Here is a 16,844-nt window from a genome sequence, read left to right as displayed (position 1 = left end):
TGATTAAACGAAAACGTCCAGCATGGGTGCAAGTCCCGAAGCATGAAGGTAGAAGTAATGGCTAGCTTAACGCAAGGGTGTCCACAGTGACGTGGAATCTGAAGGAAGCGAGCGGGAAAACCTACAGTCTGAGGAACACGTACTTCATATAAGGCTAAGTATCATTGGATGAGTTTGCAATGCAAAACAAAGCCACTTTCGGGTTTATTATATGATAGATAGTGGAATTAAGATTTCTGTGCACTTAGAAAACAAATCAAAGAGATCCGGTGCCTGTGTCAGTCCCGGATTTTCTTGATTCACAAAAATGTTCCACGTACTTTTTAATTGGGTTTACTCACTGGCAATTGCTAACTCTCCAGTATAACCTTTAAATAGGCGGTATCTGCACCTTATATTCTATAAATCTACATATCTTGATAAACTTCTGGTTGTGGCACTTCTAATTTTGGACATTCCTTTTTCACGGCGAAACCTGAAAAGATGTACGAAAACGGATGGTATGAGGGGATAGTGACCTTTGAAATCATACATTAATTGAGGAATACTTCTTTGATTTCTCTGAAATCGTTCAGTCACTGATTAAGGGAATTTAAGATGGAAGCTTTGTTTAAAGTTCCGATTCGCAACATGTTTTGTTTACTTAGTTATGTGAATTAGATGCCGGAGTGCGGTGAAGAGGTTCAATGATATATCGATGAAGATTTGATTACCTATAACTTTATCGCGAAGCAATTTATACAAGAAGTCCAAGCCATCCATCGTCGGGGACTGGTGAAAAATTATGTGGTCGTCAAGAAACCTACAAGTCATTTAGGCGGTCGCGTGATGATGAATGATTTCATGTCCTATATTGTTGCTAGACAACCGATTGTCATTTGCGAGAAAGATCAATATTCAGCGAATATTTTGTTGAACCAAGTAATGAAGAGCACGTTAAAAGCGATTTGTGTCAATCGCTACGTTAAAGAGGAAACAAGAAAACGCAGCTTCACCTATCTAGAGTACATGCCGGAAGTGGATACACCGCCGCTAACCAAGGCCATTTTTTTAAAAATGTACTTTGGAGGGCACAATGTCTATTACAAGCGGATGGTACATATTGCTCGTATACCAATACTAAATCGGGAAAGCCCCTGCTTTTAAGTATGGGGATGAACCGATTTTTTTATTGCGCATTTAGGTTTTTTTTGGTAATATATATATAAGAACATACGTTTGATGTTAGTTGTGAAAGTAGGTGTGAAACATGGTAAAAGCAAAAACTCCTTCATTTATCATCGATGTAGAATTAAAAGGTACGAATAGAGACTTATTAATGATCGACGCTGAACTGGAAGTTAATCGAGTGATTTATAATACTTCGTTGGGCGAGTATTTGAAGAGAGAAAAACAAATGAAAAGGACAAAACGATACAAAAAATTAGTCCGTATTTCAAGAGCCTTAAAGTCACATCTAGCTAAAAAAGGTAACAAAGAAAAGATGGAGTATTTTCAAAATGAACAGAAAAACCTTTCTAAAGAATTCAAGAAACTAAGAGAAGAATTTGGATTAACGGAATATTCCATGCACGAATACATAAAAGAAGTTCGAAATCACTTTCATGGTAAGATAAATTCAATCATTGCCCAAAAAACAGCCACAAGAGCATGGAATACTTTCAAAAAGAAGTTGTTTGGTAAAGCAAAGAAAGTGGTTTTTGTAAAGCGTGGGGAAATGGATTCCTTTGAAGGAAAAAACAACGATACAGGTTGGAGATTTAAAGATGGAAAAGTAATTTCAAATGATAGGGTATTTGAACTGAAGGTAAAAGAAATGGATATGTATCTAAAAGAAGCTTTTTATCTACTAAACTCCCAACAAATATTTCAATACAAGAACCAAGAAGTGGAAACTGTTACAGACTTTTATAGGGTAAAATATATTCGTATTTTAAAACGGGTCATCAGAGGTATCGTACGCTACTATGCTCAACTGGTTTGTACGGGTTATCCTCCAGTAAAAAGAGACCGAAAAACAGGGCAAGTTAAGTATCCTTTAGGAAAAGGTCCGGTTGGGATCGATATTGGTACATCCTCGATTGCCGTTTCAAGTACAACAAAGGTTTTATTGAAAAACCTGGCTGAAAACATTAAAAAAGTAGAGCATGTTCAACGAGAAATTAGGTTATACAATAGAAAGCTAGACCGTTCGAAAAGAGCAACTAATCCACTGAACTTCGATGATGCAGGCCGTATTAGAAAAGGTAAAAAGCAGTGGGAGTTTTCCAAGAACTATAAGAAACTAAAATCTCAATTGAAAGAGTTATACCGTAAATTATCTTTATATCGAAAGTTTAGCCACCAATATGAAGTCAATCGAATGGTCATGTTAGGTGATACATTTTACGTCGAAGAAATGAATTTTAAATCCCTCCAAAAGCGTTCTAAAAAGACAGAAGTAAGTGAAAAAACAGGTAAGTTTAAAAGGAAAAAACGGTTCGGCAAAACCATAGCCCGGCGTTCTCCCGCATCCTTCGTGAGTATTCTTTCGAAAAAAGTCACTGCTTTGGGTGGTACATTTATCAAAGTCAAGACATCCTCTTTTAAAGCTAGTCAATATGACCACAAAGCAGACAAATGCAAAAAGAAAGAATTAATAGAACGATGGCATAGATTTGATGATGATACCAAGGTCCAACGTGATTTATATTCTGCTTTTCTTTTAATGAATTCAGATTTGTTAGGAATTAAATCAGATAGAGTATCTTGTTTAAATAAGTTTGAGCAATTTTATAAATTTCACGAAGAAGAAATTGAGAAAATCGAGAATAAACATGAAGTAATCTTAAATTCTGGTATCAAATTGAAAGGAAAAAAGCCTGAAGAATGTGCAGCCTAAAATTTTATTTCTTTGCGGTTTGATGTAGCCGAGTTCGAAAGAACAAAAGATGTAGTCGTGAATGGTAACAGAGGTTGCTTTGACTACGAATGTTCGAACAGAACTAGTTCCAGTTCCTGTTTCCAAAGCCGTTTTCTTCTCGAAGAAAAGTGTGTGTACGAATAGGAGAAGACTAGGAAGTTATGAACCCACTGCATTTATGCATGTGGAGCATCAGTACATGAATTAACGTTACTTTACAATAATCACGGAAACTGGAGTTTATTTTCTGCGGAACTAGACGATACCTCGTTAAATCATATATTCGAGAAATTTCTGTTTCACTTTTATCAGCTAGAGCAGCAGGATTATCGTGTCTATTCAGAAGTCATGCAGTGGCAGCTTGAGGGGGATCAATCTTAATTGCCCATTTGGAAAAGACATATGTTTCGCTAACCCATAAAACGGCCAGCAAAAAATTGTCATCGATGCTAAATTTTATAAAAAAAACTTTCAAAAAAACTATGGAGAATCCTCCTTCCATAGCCACAACCTCTATCAATTATATACCTACTTAATGCATCAGCCACAAGAGATGAGTTTAAGAGAGATATTGACTTACTCTTTAAATGGGATTGAAGTAGATGAGACATTTCAATGGAATTAACGAACTACGATGGAAGGGGATTTATGGGAAATTGATTGGTATTATTGATTAAGTTAAATTAAACGATTTGTCAATAATTTGAAGAAGGTAGCATGCCGCCGTGTAAATCTTGTTTCACTGAAGATTTATGGAATATAAGAAAAAAGGAGAGTAATCGGCTCTCCTTTTTTACTATTCATATGGGTAGTCAGAAATGGCGACTCCTACTCGGATCGTTCAAGTTTAGATGGCTTTCGTTGTCCATGATTCTACGTCCCAAATATCTGTTACCACGTCTTGGTAAAAATCAGGTTCATGAGAGATAAGGACCACGCTTCCCTTATACGATTTCAAAGCTCGTTTTAGCTCAGCTTTTGCATCTTTATCCAAATGGTTGGTTGGCTCATCAAAAACAAGGATATTGCTTTCTTGGTTAAGGAGCTTACATAACCGGACTTTCGCTTGCTCTCCACCACTTAATACGTATATTTTACTTTCAATATGTTTTCTAGTTAACCCACATCTCGCAAGAGCAGCGCGTACCTGTCCTTGGCTTAACTGAGGAAACGTATTCGATATTTCTTCGATGCACGTGTTTTGATTTTCCGTTTTCACTTCTTGTTCAAAATACCCAATATACTGATGTTCACCGCGTTCAAGTGAACCAGAAAGAGATCTTATTTCTCCGAGCATGCTACGAAGGAGTGTAGTCTTACCAATCCCATTCGCTCCAACTAATGCCACTTTTTGTCCACGCTCTATATAAAGATTTAACGGCTTTGATAGTGGCTCATCGTACCCAATGACAAATTCTTTCGTCTCAACAATTAATTTACCTGAGGTTCTTGCTTCTTTAAAGTTGAAATCAGGTTTTGGTCGTTCCTGTGCTATTTCAATAACATCCATTTTATCGAGTTTTTTCTGTCTCGACATGGCAAGGCTGCTGGTAGATGCCCTTGCCTTATTACGGGCTACAAAATCTTTTAAACTAGCAATTTCTGATTGTTGTCTCTTAAAGGCAGCCTCAACTTGTATTTTTTTAGCTTCATAGGCAATAAGGAAATGGTTGTAATCACCCACGTAGCGATTTAATTTCTGATTTTCTAAATGGTAGATCACATTTGCAACGCTATTAAGAAATGGAATATCATGAGAAATTAATAAAAAAGCATTATCGTATTCTTGCAGGTAACGTCTTAACCACTCAATGTGTTGTTCGTCTAAATAGTTTGTAGGCTCATCTAAAAGAAGAATATCTGGTTTCTCAAGTAAAAGCTTGGCTAATAAAACCTTCGTTCGTTGCCCACCGCTTAAATCATGAACATCTTTTTCTAATCCTATACCATCAAGTCCAAGACCACGTGCCACTTCTTCTACCTTAGAATCAATAATATAGAAATCATTATTTGTTAATATGTCTTGTAATGTACCAACTTCCTCTAACAACTTTTCCATTTCTTCAGGTGTAACGTCTGAAATCTTTTCATAAATGGTATTAATATTCGTTTCAACGTCAAAGAGATATTGAAAAGCTGTTTTTAATACGTCACGGATTGACATTCCCTTTTGTAAAACCGTATGTTGATCAAGATAACCGACTCGGTGATGCTTTGACCACTCTATTTTTCCATCGTCAGGCTGAAGTTGCCCTGTAATGATATTCATAAACGTCGATTTACCTTCGCCGTTTGCCCCAATTAAAGCTATATGTTCACCTTTTAACAAGCGGAAGGAAACATTATCAAAGATCGTACGATCGCCAAATCCGTGGTTTAGGTCTGTAACCGTTAATACACTCATATATTTAACCTCATTTAAATTTCATTTTATTTTGTTTCGTTTAGTTTAGGAAATAATTATAAAATCGTTCATCTGATTGTTATAGTTCAATATTGAACTATAACACAGAAAATGGAATAGTTGAATGGAGTAAATTTGGAAACAAAGGGAAGGTTCTTTTGTTTTCCCCACCCAATGCTTCTTGACTCCAAAGAAATGCAGCATTAGGATCATTTCTTCCACTTCATGAATGCCTTATTGTTGAACTCCCCCGCTTTAAAGGATATTCTTCATAAAAGCTAGATGATTTTATGAAAGAGGTTTCCTTAGAGGATTTGGAGAAGAACCCCACTGGAGTGTTTAGGGTGTTAATGGAGATATTGTCCGAGTAAGGAAATATTATTAAGAGATAGTATCAACAAAATTTGTTGATACTATCTCTTTTTTTACCTTACCCTTTAATTAAGTAGCTGTAGAATAAAAATTCACCTTTGCTTCAAACTAAAGGGTATATAGGTAAATTTTCATTGCATAACAAAAAGGAGGAAATAATTTGGCTAATTTAGTCCAATGTAAAGCATGTGGAAAGGAGATTGCTAAAGGAGTTAAGAAATGCCCACATTGCGGGAAAGATCAACGCAATTGGTTTATGAGACACAAAATCTTAACATTCATCCTAGCAATTATCATTTTAGCTATTCTGGTAAATATGTTGGGTGGTGACGATGACACTGCAACTGATACAAACACAAATCAAACAGCAGAAAAAGCACCTGAAGAAAAAGTGTATCAACTAAATGAAGTTGTTAAAGTTGATAATGCAGAGGTAACAGTCACTAAATTTGAAGAAAAGAGTGTGATTGGAGACCCCAATTTTCTTGGTAAAGAAGCATCAGAAGGTGCAGTTCTTGTAGGTGTTCAATATAAATTGAAAAACGCATCTGATAAGCCTATGGGTATGTTTGATCAACCAACAATTAGGTTAGTTGATGAAAAAGGTACTGAATATGAATCAGATATTGAAGCCAGTGGTGCATATGCAACAGAAACTGGTATTGATAATTCTAAAATTTTGTCTGACTTAAACCCAGGTATTACAGTAACAGGAACAACTGTCTATGAGATTTCTCAAGAATCATTTGGACAAGGTAAATGGTATATTCAAATTGATGATCAAAAAGTTCAAATTAAATGATATTAACTAAAATACTGGGGGAACTCGATTTAAATATGGAGAAATAAAAAAATAAATAAATCAGGCGTGAATTCATGGATTCACGTCTTATTTTTGCTGATTAAAGGCCAAAACACCGATTAATCATATTATCTTAATTCGGCAGACCCAACAATAATCTTATCTTATTTCTGTTTTTTAAGGCGTAAGGGCAGGATGCTTTTTAAGTTATCAATTTAAACACTTTTAAATGCGATCCAGCAAATGATCCATCATATGCTCAATGAACCCGAGGATTTATTTGATTTTGATCCAAATGCTAAGGCAGTAAAAAATGAGAATATTATGGTGCGGAATTTTCACTCCTAGTCAAAGAATGATTTAAGGATTAGGGAGCAGCATCTTCCAGATATCATTGAAAAACTAGAAAGAAATGAAGCGATTCTACCTACATATTTACGAAGTATTAATTGATGGGATTTGGTTGACCGATTATATTACAATTTAGAATTAAGATTGTGAAACTTACCACCAAGTCCCATTAGAAACTGTCGTTGTAACTATTATAATAAGAATGTGGTTGAGAGATAATACAAAATATACTATGAAAAGCACAAGGGGGATTTACCCATTTGAAAAAATTAGTAGCAGGTTTAACTGTGGCAGCAACTTTAGTAACAGGTTTTGCAGGAAATGGTTTTGCTAAAGGTTCCGGTGAAACTGTTGATCCAACTGGTAATGAATTTTTTTGGAAAACGGATAAAGCTTTCAAAGGCGATAATGTCTTAAGTTGGGTAAATTCTGATGAAAATTATGAGATTTTTCATGTAACAAATGTTGAGGATAATCATATTACTAAAAAGCAATTAAGAATGTTTAAAGACGGTTATAACTCAAATGATATTGGTTATGTGGGTGGAGAGGTTAGAGTGTTATCTTTCGATAAAGAAACCAATGATTTATATCTTATGGTAGAATATTACACTTTATCTGATAATGTAGATATTGAAAATCCTATTGAGTGGACAGATGAAACTATGACTCAAGATTGGATTAATTGGGCAAAATCACAAGGTCAATATACTACTGAAGGTTCTGTAAACACTTCACAAAATGCAGGATGGATTTATGCAGTTGGTATGCAACCTTGGTTCGATAATACTGCCGTTGATTATATTGAATCAACTTATAAATTAAATGTTACAAGTGTTGAACATAGAACAATGCCTGATGGACAACCTGAAACTATTTTCTATGTAACAAAATAAAAGTCAATGGTAAAAACGGATAGATGAAAGGGCTTTGGTCCAATATGACTAAAGTCTTTTGTGCGCTTGGCAGCGCTTCGCTCTAATGGATGAAAGTCCCTGACCCTAGGAGGTCTCATCTTCTCCACAGTAGGTGTGCCACAAAGACAAGTGACTTATTGGCATTCATTATTTTTTTATCTTATTTGCATTGATTTTATTGGAACTTTACTACATCCGAATAACAAGGACTTTATGATTAACTTTATGGAGTATGCTTCTGATGTAGTCGTGGAAACTGTCATGCAATTTTGTAAATTGTATTCCGGTCTCATGCTAAAAGAATTAACACAATGAAATGAATTAAAAATGAGTTTCTAAAATAATCTCTTATGTGTAGAAAGTTATGTTATTTTCTCACGGAAGGGATTTTATTTGTATAGAAAGCTATATGCTAACGGTATGGGGCCGCCAATTTGAAGGCTCAGGGGGAAACTAGTTAGCAATCCACAAGAACATACAAACTATAGTGCTGTAATGTAGAGGGGAAGCTTAACAGCTCCTCAAAGTCATGTTTCTGGAGTTAACAAAAAATCTCGAGTAAAGAGCTCATTCGTGTGAGCTCTTTTTGTTATTGACTAATTTGATTTCTTGGCTGCGATTAACGGCAATGGTTAGTATTTATTTTCTATCTCTGAAGGTGATAGGATGAGTGCGGCAACAGTCCGGAATTACTTAAGCATTGCTAAACAAGTTGCAAAGATTATAAATTATTTCTGAAAAAAAGGATTTTTGTAACGATAAGGCGAAATAGTTTAGCTAGTAAAGGAAGGTGAAATTTAGTGTAAAATGCGAATTCTAAATCCACCACTGTACAAATTACTAAAAATCAATAATAAGGAACTATTTCGCGACTTACCTTGAAAAACTAAATATCTTCATCATCAACTAAACGAAATCCGATTGTATAGAAATATAGCACGTGAGCGCCAAAACCAAATAAAGTCTTGCAGGGGATACATGAAAAGGAATATAAATTAATCTTTCTGAATAGTATGAACACAAAAGCGCCGGACTGCTTAATTTGGCATTCTTGTTAGTAGTTCCTTGGTTCTAATTAAGATAAATAGTAAAACTTAAAATTCTGTCACCAATTATGTAACACCACATAATAATTTTATGAAAAGTTCGATAATAGAAGGTGAATAATTATGTCTATTTATCCTTTATGGGTGTATGAACAGATACCAAAAAATACTATTTATTTTCATAAAGAAAGGCAGTATAAGAATTGGCAGAATTATTTACTTGATTCTAAGCAGAATGAAAACCAGCTTGCAGAATTACCTGAGACAAGGGATATTATTCTACATTCCTGGGATCGATGTAAGGCAAATAAGGATTTAAATCCTTTGATAGAAGGATCTATCAAAAATATTACAGATGATAAACTTAAAGAAATTAGAGATAGAAATGAAGTTTTTCAGTTAGCACAGCCAATTCTTCAGAAGGTTAATCAAGAACTTGCTCATAGTCACCATTTACTTAAATTTTGTGATAGTAATGGTACAATTTTAGAATTTTATGGTGATACATCCCTCCTTCATCGAATAGGTAACTCTTTAAACGCCAATAAAGGTGCTATATGGTCAGAAAATTACGCTGGCACCAATGCAATCGGTACCTCGATCGAACTAAAACAACCTATTCAAATATTTTCCTCAGAGCATTTTGCATACGGTTGTCATGAGTTGGTTTGTTCAGCTATACCAATAATGAATCCGTTTACAAGTCAAGTAGTTGGAGTAATAAATTTAGCCACCACATTAGATAAATTTTACCCCTTTAGCATGATGGAAACGATGAAAATAGTGAATAACATTGAAAGATTTTTATTTCAAAGTTATTTTAGAGCACAAGAAATGTTAATATCCATTTATACTGAATCTATTAATAAATTTAAAAACCATATTGTAGTGATGTGTGATCCAAACGGGAAAATTCTATGGCAAAATAATGATTCTCAAATTGTTGATATGGAAAATATAATCTTAAAAGCAACAAATGAAATAACTGCGAATAAAGAATGGGAAGAGGAAGTAATGATTGCCTCTCATAGATATGATTCAAAGTTCAAGAAGATCTTTTGGCATAATCAATATATAGGGTTAATCGCTATTTTAGAGAAAAAGTATAATGTACACGACGACAAATATACAGGAAGTAACACTGCAAAGTATTCGTTTCATCATATAATAGGAAAGTCAGATTCATTTAAGAAAGTTATTAATATTTCTAAGATTGCTAGTGCCACTGATGCAACTATCCTAATAACTGGGGAAAGTGGTACCGGAAAAGAGTTGATTGCGAGTGCGATTCATCAAGCTAGTAATAGAGCGAACTATCCTTTTATAACTCTTAATTGTGCTGCTATTCCCAAAGATTTACTAGCCAGTGAGTTATTTGGCTATGTTGCTGGTGCTTTTACAGGTGCCAATCCAAAAGGAAATAAGGGGAAATTTGAATTGGCCCATAAAGGAACTCTCTTCCTGGATGAAATAGGAGAAATACCTTTAGAATCACAAGTACATTTACTTCGAGTAATTCAGGAGCAGGAAATTGTACGTATTGGCGATCATAAAAAAATTCCAATCGATGTAAGAATTATTGCAGCAACAAATAAAAAAATTCCGGAAGAAATCGAATTGGGGAATTTCCGCTTAGATTTATATTATCGTCTTAACGTCATACCTATTGAGTTACCTTCTTTACATCAACGTATGGATGATATTCCGATATTAGTTCAACACTTTATAAAAAAGCTATCTGTTAAGAAACATCAGGGGCCCTATCAAGTACAAGATAATACGATGGATATATTAAAAAGTTATTCATGGCCTGGGAACATCAGGGAATTAGAAAATATTATTGAATATGTTATAAATTTTGCAGAAAATGGGATAATTCGTCCAGAAGATCTTCCACGATATATTTTATCACAACAGAAAAATTTAAATTCTACTTCGGAATTAAATCCAGTACAACAAGCTGAATTAGAGTGGATTCTTGATGCATTGAAACGTTCAGATAATAATATTACAAGAGCCGCAAAAGAACTACAATTGAGCCGCAGTACTATATATAGAAAGTTAAATCAATTAGGGTACGACATCAAGACTCTGAATTAACTCTCTATGTTTTATACTCAATTTACCGTAACTACCCGAAACATGCAGCAAATGATGTAGATTCCATATGTAAGAGAATAAGGGAAAATAGCTAGTATAAATAAGCCTTTTGTATAATAAATGGCATGCTATCAAGCGTGACATTATTATACAGGAGGTTTTTTTAGTTTAAAAACTCTGTTGATTATGATTTAGCTTAGAGAAGTGTAACAAAAATCGGTCATTGTATCAAAAATGAGATAGATAGATATGGTTAAGGTTTCTCTCGGTTTTCTATAATTTTAGTGTACCAAATTTACAACACTATTTTTATCCGTTTTTTCTTCACGTTGTTTTGACAATGTAATTTATGTTGGCATGGGTCTTGCATATATAGTAGTGACAGGTGCTGGATTTAAAGATGCTATAAGAGGGAAGAGAGGTATCAGTATAATTAATAAAGCGATCGTTTAAGTATTATTGAAACGGCACCTTAAATGAAGTGAGAATAATAATATGGAGGAATTTTAATGAAAACAAAAAAAGTAGATTTTTTACGTGATCTTTATCTAGATTGGAACGAACGGATGGCTGCAAATCCAAATATGAGTCTTTCTGATTTAAGAAGTCTTTTTGATGAATGGGAAAAGGCTACTTTAGAGCCTGAGAATGTGACTTATACATCTGACGGGATAGCGGGAATTAATTCAATATGGGCAATTCCCATTAATTGCGATAAATCTAAAGTGATGATTTTTACTCATGGTGGAGGTTTTGCTGTCGGTTCTTCATCGAGCCACCGAAAGCTTGCTGGTCATGTTGCAAATGCTCTCAATATGCCTGCGTTAGTAATAGATTATCGTCGTACTCCAGAACATCCTTTCCCTGCACAAGTGGAAGATACTACAGAGGTATATAAAGCGCTGCTATCGTCCGGCTTTAAAGCAAAGGATATTGTCATGATAGGAGATTCAGCTGGAGGAAATATAGCTGTAGCATCGGTATTAAAATTCCGTGATCTTGGATTAGAACTTCCAAGCTGTGTGATTGCCTTTTCTCCATGGCTTGATATGGAACTAAGCGGCAGTACCATTGAAAGTAATGCCGATACCGATGCGCTTATTTCACCACCTATCATGAAGGTGATGACAGGAATGTTTCTTGGAGGAGACCTTTCTAAAGCTAGAGATCCACTAGCAAATCCATTGTATGCTGATTTCAGAGACTTTCCACCACTTTATATTAATGCTAGTGGAGATGAGGTCTTATTAGATGATGCTCGTCGTCTTTATAGTCGTGCTAAAGAATACGGAGTTAATGTAACATTATCTGTCGTAGATCATATGCAACATGTTTTTCCTTTCCTTGCTGGTCGGGAACCTGAAGTCGATAAGGAATTAAATAGGTTATCGAACTGGTATGAAAATTTGTCAAATATTGAAGAGTAACTTTCATCAAAAATGAAAACGCATTCATTTGATTAGGGGCAGAAAAAATAATAATCGTAGGAGGCAAGATATGAATAAAATTGATAAACCCAAATTGAAGGGTGTAGATTTTGATGCAGTCGTTTTAGGTGCTGGATTTGGCGGTCTTTATAGTGTTCATAAGCTCCGTAATGAACTGGGTTTACACGTTCAGGCCTACGAAAAGGGAGAAGATGTTGGTGGAACTTGGTACTGGAATAGATATCCAGGAGCACTTTCTGATACGGAAAGCCATATTTACCGCTTGTCCTTTGATAAAGAATTCCTGCAAGAAGAGACATGGAAAAACCGTTATATAACACAACCTGAAATAATGCAGCATTTTAGAAGAATGGCAGAGCGTTTTGATTTAAGAAGAAGCTATCAATTTAATACAATGGTTACTTCTGCTCATTTTAATGAAGAGAATAATTTCTGGGAGATAAAGACGAACAAAGGGGATCGAGTAACCGCAAAATTCCTGGTAACGGGTCTCGGTCTTCTATCTGCAACGAATATACCAGACATAAAAGGCAGGGAAACGTTCAAAGGGGAACAATATCACACGTCACAATGGCCTTCAAATGTTAGCCTTGAAGGGAAACGTGTTGGTGTAATTGGAAACGGCTCAACAGGTGTACAGATCATAACGGCAATTGCTCCAGTGGTAAAGCATTTAACAGTATTTCAGCGAACTCCTCAATACAGTGTTCCAGCCGGTCAACGTCCACTATCCGAGGTTGAAATTGCTGCCATTAAAAACAATTATGATGAGGTTTGGGATCAAGTATTTTCTTCCGCTACATGCTTTGGATTTGAAGAAAGTACAGTTGTGGGAGCCTCAGTATCGGAAGAAGAGCGAGAACGTGTATTTGAAGAAAATTGGAATAAAGGCGGCGGCTTTCGCTTTATGCTTGGAACATTTTGCGATGTCATAACGAATCTTGAAGTCAATGAGGCAGCATGTGAATTCATCCGAAAGAAAATTAGAGAGATTGTAAAGGATCCTGAAGTAGCGCGGAAGCTTTCCCCAACAGATCTTTATTTAAAACGTCCTCTTTGTGACAATGGGTATTATGAAACGTTCAACCGAGAAAATGTTTCTCTAGCAGACATAAAGGAACATCCAATTATTGAATTTACACCGAAAGGGATAAAGACAACAGAAGGCGAGCATGAGCTTGATGTTATTATTTATGCTACCGGATTCGACGCCATTGAAGGTAGTTATTTGAGAATGGATATTAGGGGCAGAAAAGGATTGACCTTACGCGAGAAGTGGGCTGATGTACCGACTGGCTATTTCGGTATGACAACCACAGGCTTTCCAAACATGTTCATGATACTAGGTCCACACGGCCCTTTCAGTAGTCTTCCTCCAGTCATTGAGACACAAGTTGACTGGATATCCGATAGTGTTAAATACACCCTTGATCAAGAGTTTGAAACAATTGAACCTAGCGCTGCTGCGGAAAAAGAGTGGATTGAAACGTGTGATATGACTGCGAATTATACACTTTTCCCTAAAGGTAATGCATGGTTTTTTGGAGCAAATATCCCTGGCAAGAATGTTGCAAATAGGCTCTATTATGGAGGGGTAGCGAATTACAGAAAAGTATTGAAGGACTTTGGGTACTCTGGTTTTATTTTTAACAATGTAAAGTCTAAACAGGTCTAACAGAAAACTCCGCGTTTTGAAAATTAATTTAGATAGATTAATATTCTCCCTTAATAGTTTTTAGGAAATTAGTAACGTTAAGGTGATTTTATCTTCAATGGAGGTAGGATGATGACCGTAATTACAACGGAATTCAAAATGACGATTAACGGACTCTTAGTTACCACTAAACAAAAAGTACCAGTAATTAATCCAGCCAATGAGAAAATCATTTCACACGTACCTAAGGCGACAAAGGAACATTTAAATACTGCGGTTAAAGCTGCTAAGGAATCCTTTCAAAAATGGTGCGAACTATCTGAAAATGAACGACAAGCAAAATTAGAGGCATTTGCAGACGCGCTCCATCAACATCGAGAAGAGATTGCAGAGCTTTTTACATTAGAAATGGGTAGACCATACCATTTGGCATTAATAGAAGTAGATGGATCGGTAGCAACATGTAGAGCTCTTTCAAAAATGAGGCTGAAGGCTGAGATTCTAGATGAAAAAGAAGATCATGTTGTGGAAAGATATTATTCGCCACTTGGAGTTGCAGGTTTAATCATCCCATGGAACTTTCCAGTATCGATTGCAATTAGAAAAATAACATCTGCACTGATGACGGGAAATACAGTTGTAGTAAAACCCTCTCCTTATACACCATTAACGATGTTAAGAATTGGCGAAATAGCTAGTAATCTATTCCCTCCTGGTGTTTTAAATGTAGTTACTGGTGAAAATGAACTCGGAGAATGGATGACAAATCATCCGGATATTGACAAAATCAGCTTTACTGGCTCGTCTGCTACCGGTAAAAAGGTGATGCAAGGTGCAGCCGCAAATTTAAAACGTATTACGCTTGAACTTGGTGGAAATGATGCGGCGATTGTAATGGAAGACGCAGTTCCTAAGGAGTTAGTAGAACCGATATTCTGGGCTGCTTTTCGTAATACCGCTCAAGTATGTATCGCAACGAAGCGACTCTATGTACATGAGAATATTTATGATGAATTTTTATCAGAGTTAATCGAATTTGCTAAGAAAATTAAGATAGGTGATGGATTTAATTCAGAAACTCAGCTTGGGCCGATTCAAAATAAAATGCAGTTTGAGAAAGTGAAGGAATTAATAGAAGAAACGAAAAAGTCAGGTGCCAAAATTGCTTTTGAAGGGGAGATAGAGGATAGGCCAGGTTATTTTGTCCCTATTACAATTATAGATAATCCACCAGAAGACTCTCGCGTTGTTGTAGAGGAAGCATTTGGTCCAGTACTCCCTGTTATTAAATATAGCAACTATGATGAAGCTGTAGAAAAAGCGAATAACACCCATTATGGACTAGCTGGTTCTGTTTGGGGAAAGGACTTGAAGCTTGCTAGATCCATTGCTGATAGACTCCATACAGGTACAGTGTGGATAAACGAAGCACAGGTATTGTTTCCACATGTTTCATTTGGAGGTCATAAGGAATCTGGACTTGGATTAGAAAACGGGCTTGATGGCCTTCGTGAATATACAAACTCAAAAACGATTATGATGAAAAAGATTTAGGGTATTGGATTAGGTTTGCGCAAAATTTCAATATAGATAGTTTTCTCAAGAGAATTCAGAGTATTGGAATTACAGTGTATATTCAGACGATAGCAATGAAAAGGAGTGGATATCTTGAAAGCCATCGTATTAGAAGAGTTTGGTAAGGATCTTACAATTAAAAGTATTGATGACCCGGAAAATACCAAAGATGGTGTAATCATTAAAGTAAAAGCAAATGGGATTTGCAGAAGTGACTATCATATATGGATGGGACATTGGCAAGGTATATCCACCCCGCTTGTAATGGGACATGAGTTTACTGGTGTCATTGAAGAGGTTGGGAGCAATGTGAAAAAATTTAAAAAAGGCGATAGGGTAATTGTGCCATTTAGTCTGAGTTGTGGATTTTGTGAGTATTGCTTGGATGGAGAAGGGCAAGTATGTTCGGAACGTCAAGCTGCGGGATTCTCATTTAATGGTGGTTATGGTCAATATGTACATATCCCTCATGCAGATATAAACTTGTCCCATTTATCCGAAGAAATTGATTTTGTATCAGGCGCTGCATTGGGATGCCGTTTTGCTACAGCCTTTCATGGAGTAATAGATCAAGCAAGGGTTGGAGCTGGGGAATGGGTTGTCATTAGTGGATGTGGAGGAGTAGGACTCTCTGCATTACAAATAAGTGTCGCTTTAGGTGCGAATGTTATATGTGTAGATGTTGATGATAGGAAGTTAACGCTAGCAAAAGAATTAGGAGCAAGTTTTGTTATAAATTCCAAAGATCAAAATGTTGTCGAAAGAGTCTTAGAAATAACCAAAGGAGGATCAAATGTAACAATTGATGCGCTTGGTCATCCAGAGATATTTAATCATTCGATAAAAAGTCTTAAAAAGAAAGGGCGACACTTAATAATGGGTCTCGCACCTGATCATGTTAGTTTTCAAATTCCAGCGAGAAATTTCGTCGCTTCTGAAATTGAGATCATTGGTTCAAGAGGAGTACCTCCCCAAAAAGTTCCTTATATGTTAAATATGGTTGAGAATAATAAATTACATCCTAGTAAATTAGTTACAGAAACCATTTCACCAGATCAAGTAAATGCAGTATTAAAGAGTATGGCTTCTTATGACAACATGGGGATTACCGTTTTGGAATGGTAAATGAATAGAAAAGGTCAGTCGCAACTCTCTACAAATCTACAATTAATTTTAATATAGAAAAACATGAATAGACGAATGTTCTTCACATAAATGATATAAATCTGAGACGGCAATTCATAACTCCCAAAGAAGAGTTGTTGTCTCTATA

At 35.8% G+C, this 16,844-nt stretch carries 11 protein-coding genes; 10 read left to right on the top strand and 1 reads right to left on the bottom strand.

All coding sequences use genetic code 11. The features are described from left to right. Window positions 1-705: 705 nt before the first annotated feature. The 3 genes from QFZ28_RS15585 (at window position 706) to QFZ28_RS15575 (ending at window position 3,110) form a co-directional block, all read left to right on the top strand. Entirely contained in the window at window positions 706-1,146 is a 441-nt protein-coding gene (locus tag QFZ28_RS15585; RefSeq protein ID WP_307195482.1) for a 5-methylcytosine restriction system specificity protein McrC, read from the top strand. 103 nt (window positions 1,147-1,249) lie between these two features. Next, a complete protein-coding gene (locus QFZ28_RS15580; RefSeq protein WP_307195481.1) occupies window positions 1,250-2,881 on the top strand; it encodes a transposase in 1,632 nt (543 codons plus the stop codon). Window positions 2,882-2,942: 61 nt separating this feature from the next. Further along, a complete protein-coding gene (locus QFZ28_RS15575; RefSeq protein ID WP_307195480.1) occupies window positions 2,943-3,110 on the top strand; it encodes a hypothetical protein in 168 nt (55 codons plus the stop codon). A 639-nt stretch (window positions 3,111-3,749) separates the two neighbouring features. Here the strand turns inward: QFZ28_RS15575 and QFZ28_RS15570 are convergent. Then, window positions 3,750-5,306, bottom strand: coding sequence for an ABC-F family ATP-binding cassette domain-containing protein (locus QFZ28_RS15570; protein WP_307195479.1), 1,557 nt, complete (start codon window positions 5,304-5,306; stop codon window positions 3,750-3,752). A 532-nt stretch (window positions 5,307-5,838) separates the two neighbouring features. Between QFZ28_RS15570 and QFZ28_RS15565 the strand changes: the two genes are divergently transcribed. The 7 genes from QFZ28_RS15565 to QFZ28_RS15535 all read left to right on the top strand — a co-directional run bounded on the left by QFZ28_RS15565 (window position 5,839) and on the right by QFZ28_RS15535 (window position 16,696). Beyond that, window positions 5,839-6,480 carry a DUF4352 domain-containing protein gene (locus QFZ28_RS15565; RefSeq protein ID WP_307195478.1) on the top strand — a complete coding sequence of 214 codons (642 nt, stop codon included), beginning with the start codon at window positions 5,839-5,841 and terminating at the stop codon, window positions 6,478-6,480. A gap of 611 nt (window positions 6,481-7,091) precedes the next feature. Further along, window positions 7,092-7,727: a hypothetical protein gene (locus QFZ28_RS15560; RefSeq protein ID WP_307195477.1), complete on the top strand. Its 636-nt coding sequence runs from the start codon at window positions 7,092-7,094 to the stop codon at window positions 7,725-7,727. 1,190 nt (window positions 7,728-8,917) lie between these two features. Next, window positions 8,918-10,894 carry a sigma-54-dependent Fis family transcriptional regulator gene (locus QFZ28_RS15555; RefSeq protein ID WP_307195476.1) on the top strand — a complete coding sequence of 659 codons (1,977 nt, stop codon included), beginning with the start codon at window positions 8,918-8,920 and terminating at the stop codon, window positions 10,892-10,894. A gap of 509 nt (window positions 10,895-11,403) precedes the next feature. Continuing rightward, window positions 11,404-12,321 carry an alpha/beta hydrolase gene (locus QFZ28_RS15550; RefSeq protein WP_307195475.1) on the top strand — a complete coding sequence of 306 codons (918 nt, stop codon included), beginning with the start codon at window positions 11,404-11,406 and terminating at the stop codon, window positions 12,319-12,321. Between the two features lie 70 nt (window positions 12,322-12,391). Next, window positions 12,392-14,017: a flavin-containing monooxygenase gene (locus QFZ28_RS15545; protein WP_307195474.1), complete on the top strand. Its 1,626-nt coding sequence runs from the start codon at window positions 12,392-12,394 to the stop codon at window positions 14,015-14,017. Window positions 14,018-14,128: 111 nt separating this feature from the next. Then, complete coding sequence (locus tag QFZ28_RS15540) at window positions 14,129-15,550, top strand: aldehyde dehydrogenase family protein (RefSeq protein WP_307195473.1); 1,422 nt, start codon at window positions 14,129-14,131, stop codon at window positions 15,548-15,550. 114 nt (window positions 15,551-15,664) lie between these two features. Next, a complete protein-coding gene (locus QFZ28_RS15535; RefSeq protein ID WP_307195472.1) occupies window positions 15,665-16,696 on the top strand; it encodes a zinc-dependent alcohol dehydrogenase family protein in 1,032 nt (343 codons plus the stop codon). Window positions 16,697-16,844 lie beyond the last annotated feature (148 nt).

This window comes from Neobacillus niacini, assembly GCF_030817695.1.
Taxonomy (GTDB): Bacteria; Bacillota; Bacilli; order Bacillales; family Cytobacillaceae; genus Neobacillus; species Neobacillus niacini_F.
The sequence above is the reverse complement of the archived record's forward strand: the minus strand, read 5'-3'. Positions and strand labels throughout refer to the sequence as shown.

Coding starts and splice junctions, on each gene's coding strand:
- QFZ28_RS15545 (WP_307195474.1), top strand. CDS start 12,392: ATGAATAAAATTGATAAACCCAAATTGAAGGGTGTAGATTTTGATGCA.
- QFZ28_RS15550 (WP_307195475.1), top strand. CDS start 11,404: ATGAAAACAAAAAAAGTAGATTTTTTACGTGATCTTTATCTAGATTGG.
- QFZ28_RS15575 (WP_307195480.1), top strand. CDS start 2,943: ATGGTAACAGAGGTTGCTTTGACTACGAATGTTCGAACAGAACTAGTT.
- QFZ28_RS15555 (WP_307195476.1), top strand. CDS start 8,918: ATGTCTATTTATCCTTTATGGGTGTATGAACAGATACCAAAAAATACT.
- QFZ28_RS15570 (WP_307195479.1), bottom strand. CDS start 5,306: ATGAGTGTATTAACGGTTACAGACCTAAACCACGGATTTGGCGATCGT.
- QFZ28_RS15580 (WP_307195481.1), top strand. CDS start 1,250: ATGGTAAAAGCAAAAACTCCTTCATTTATCATCGATGTAGAATTAAAA.
- QFZ28_RS15540 (WP_307195473.1), top strand. CDS start 14,129: ATGACCGTAATTACAACGGAATTCAAAATGACGATTAACGGACTCTTA.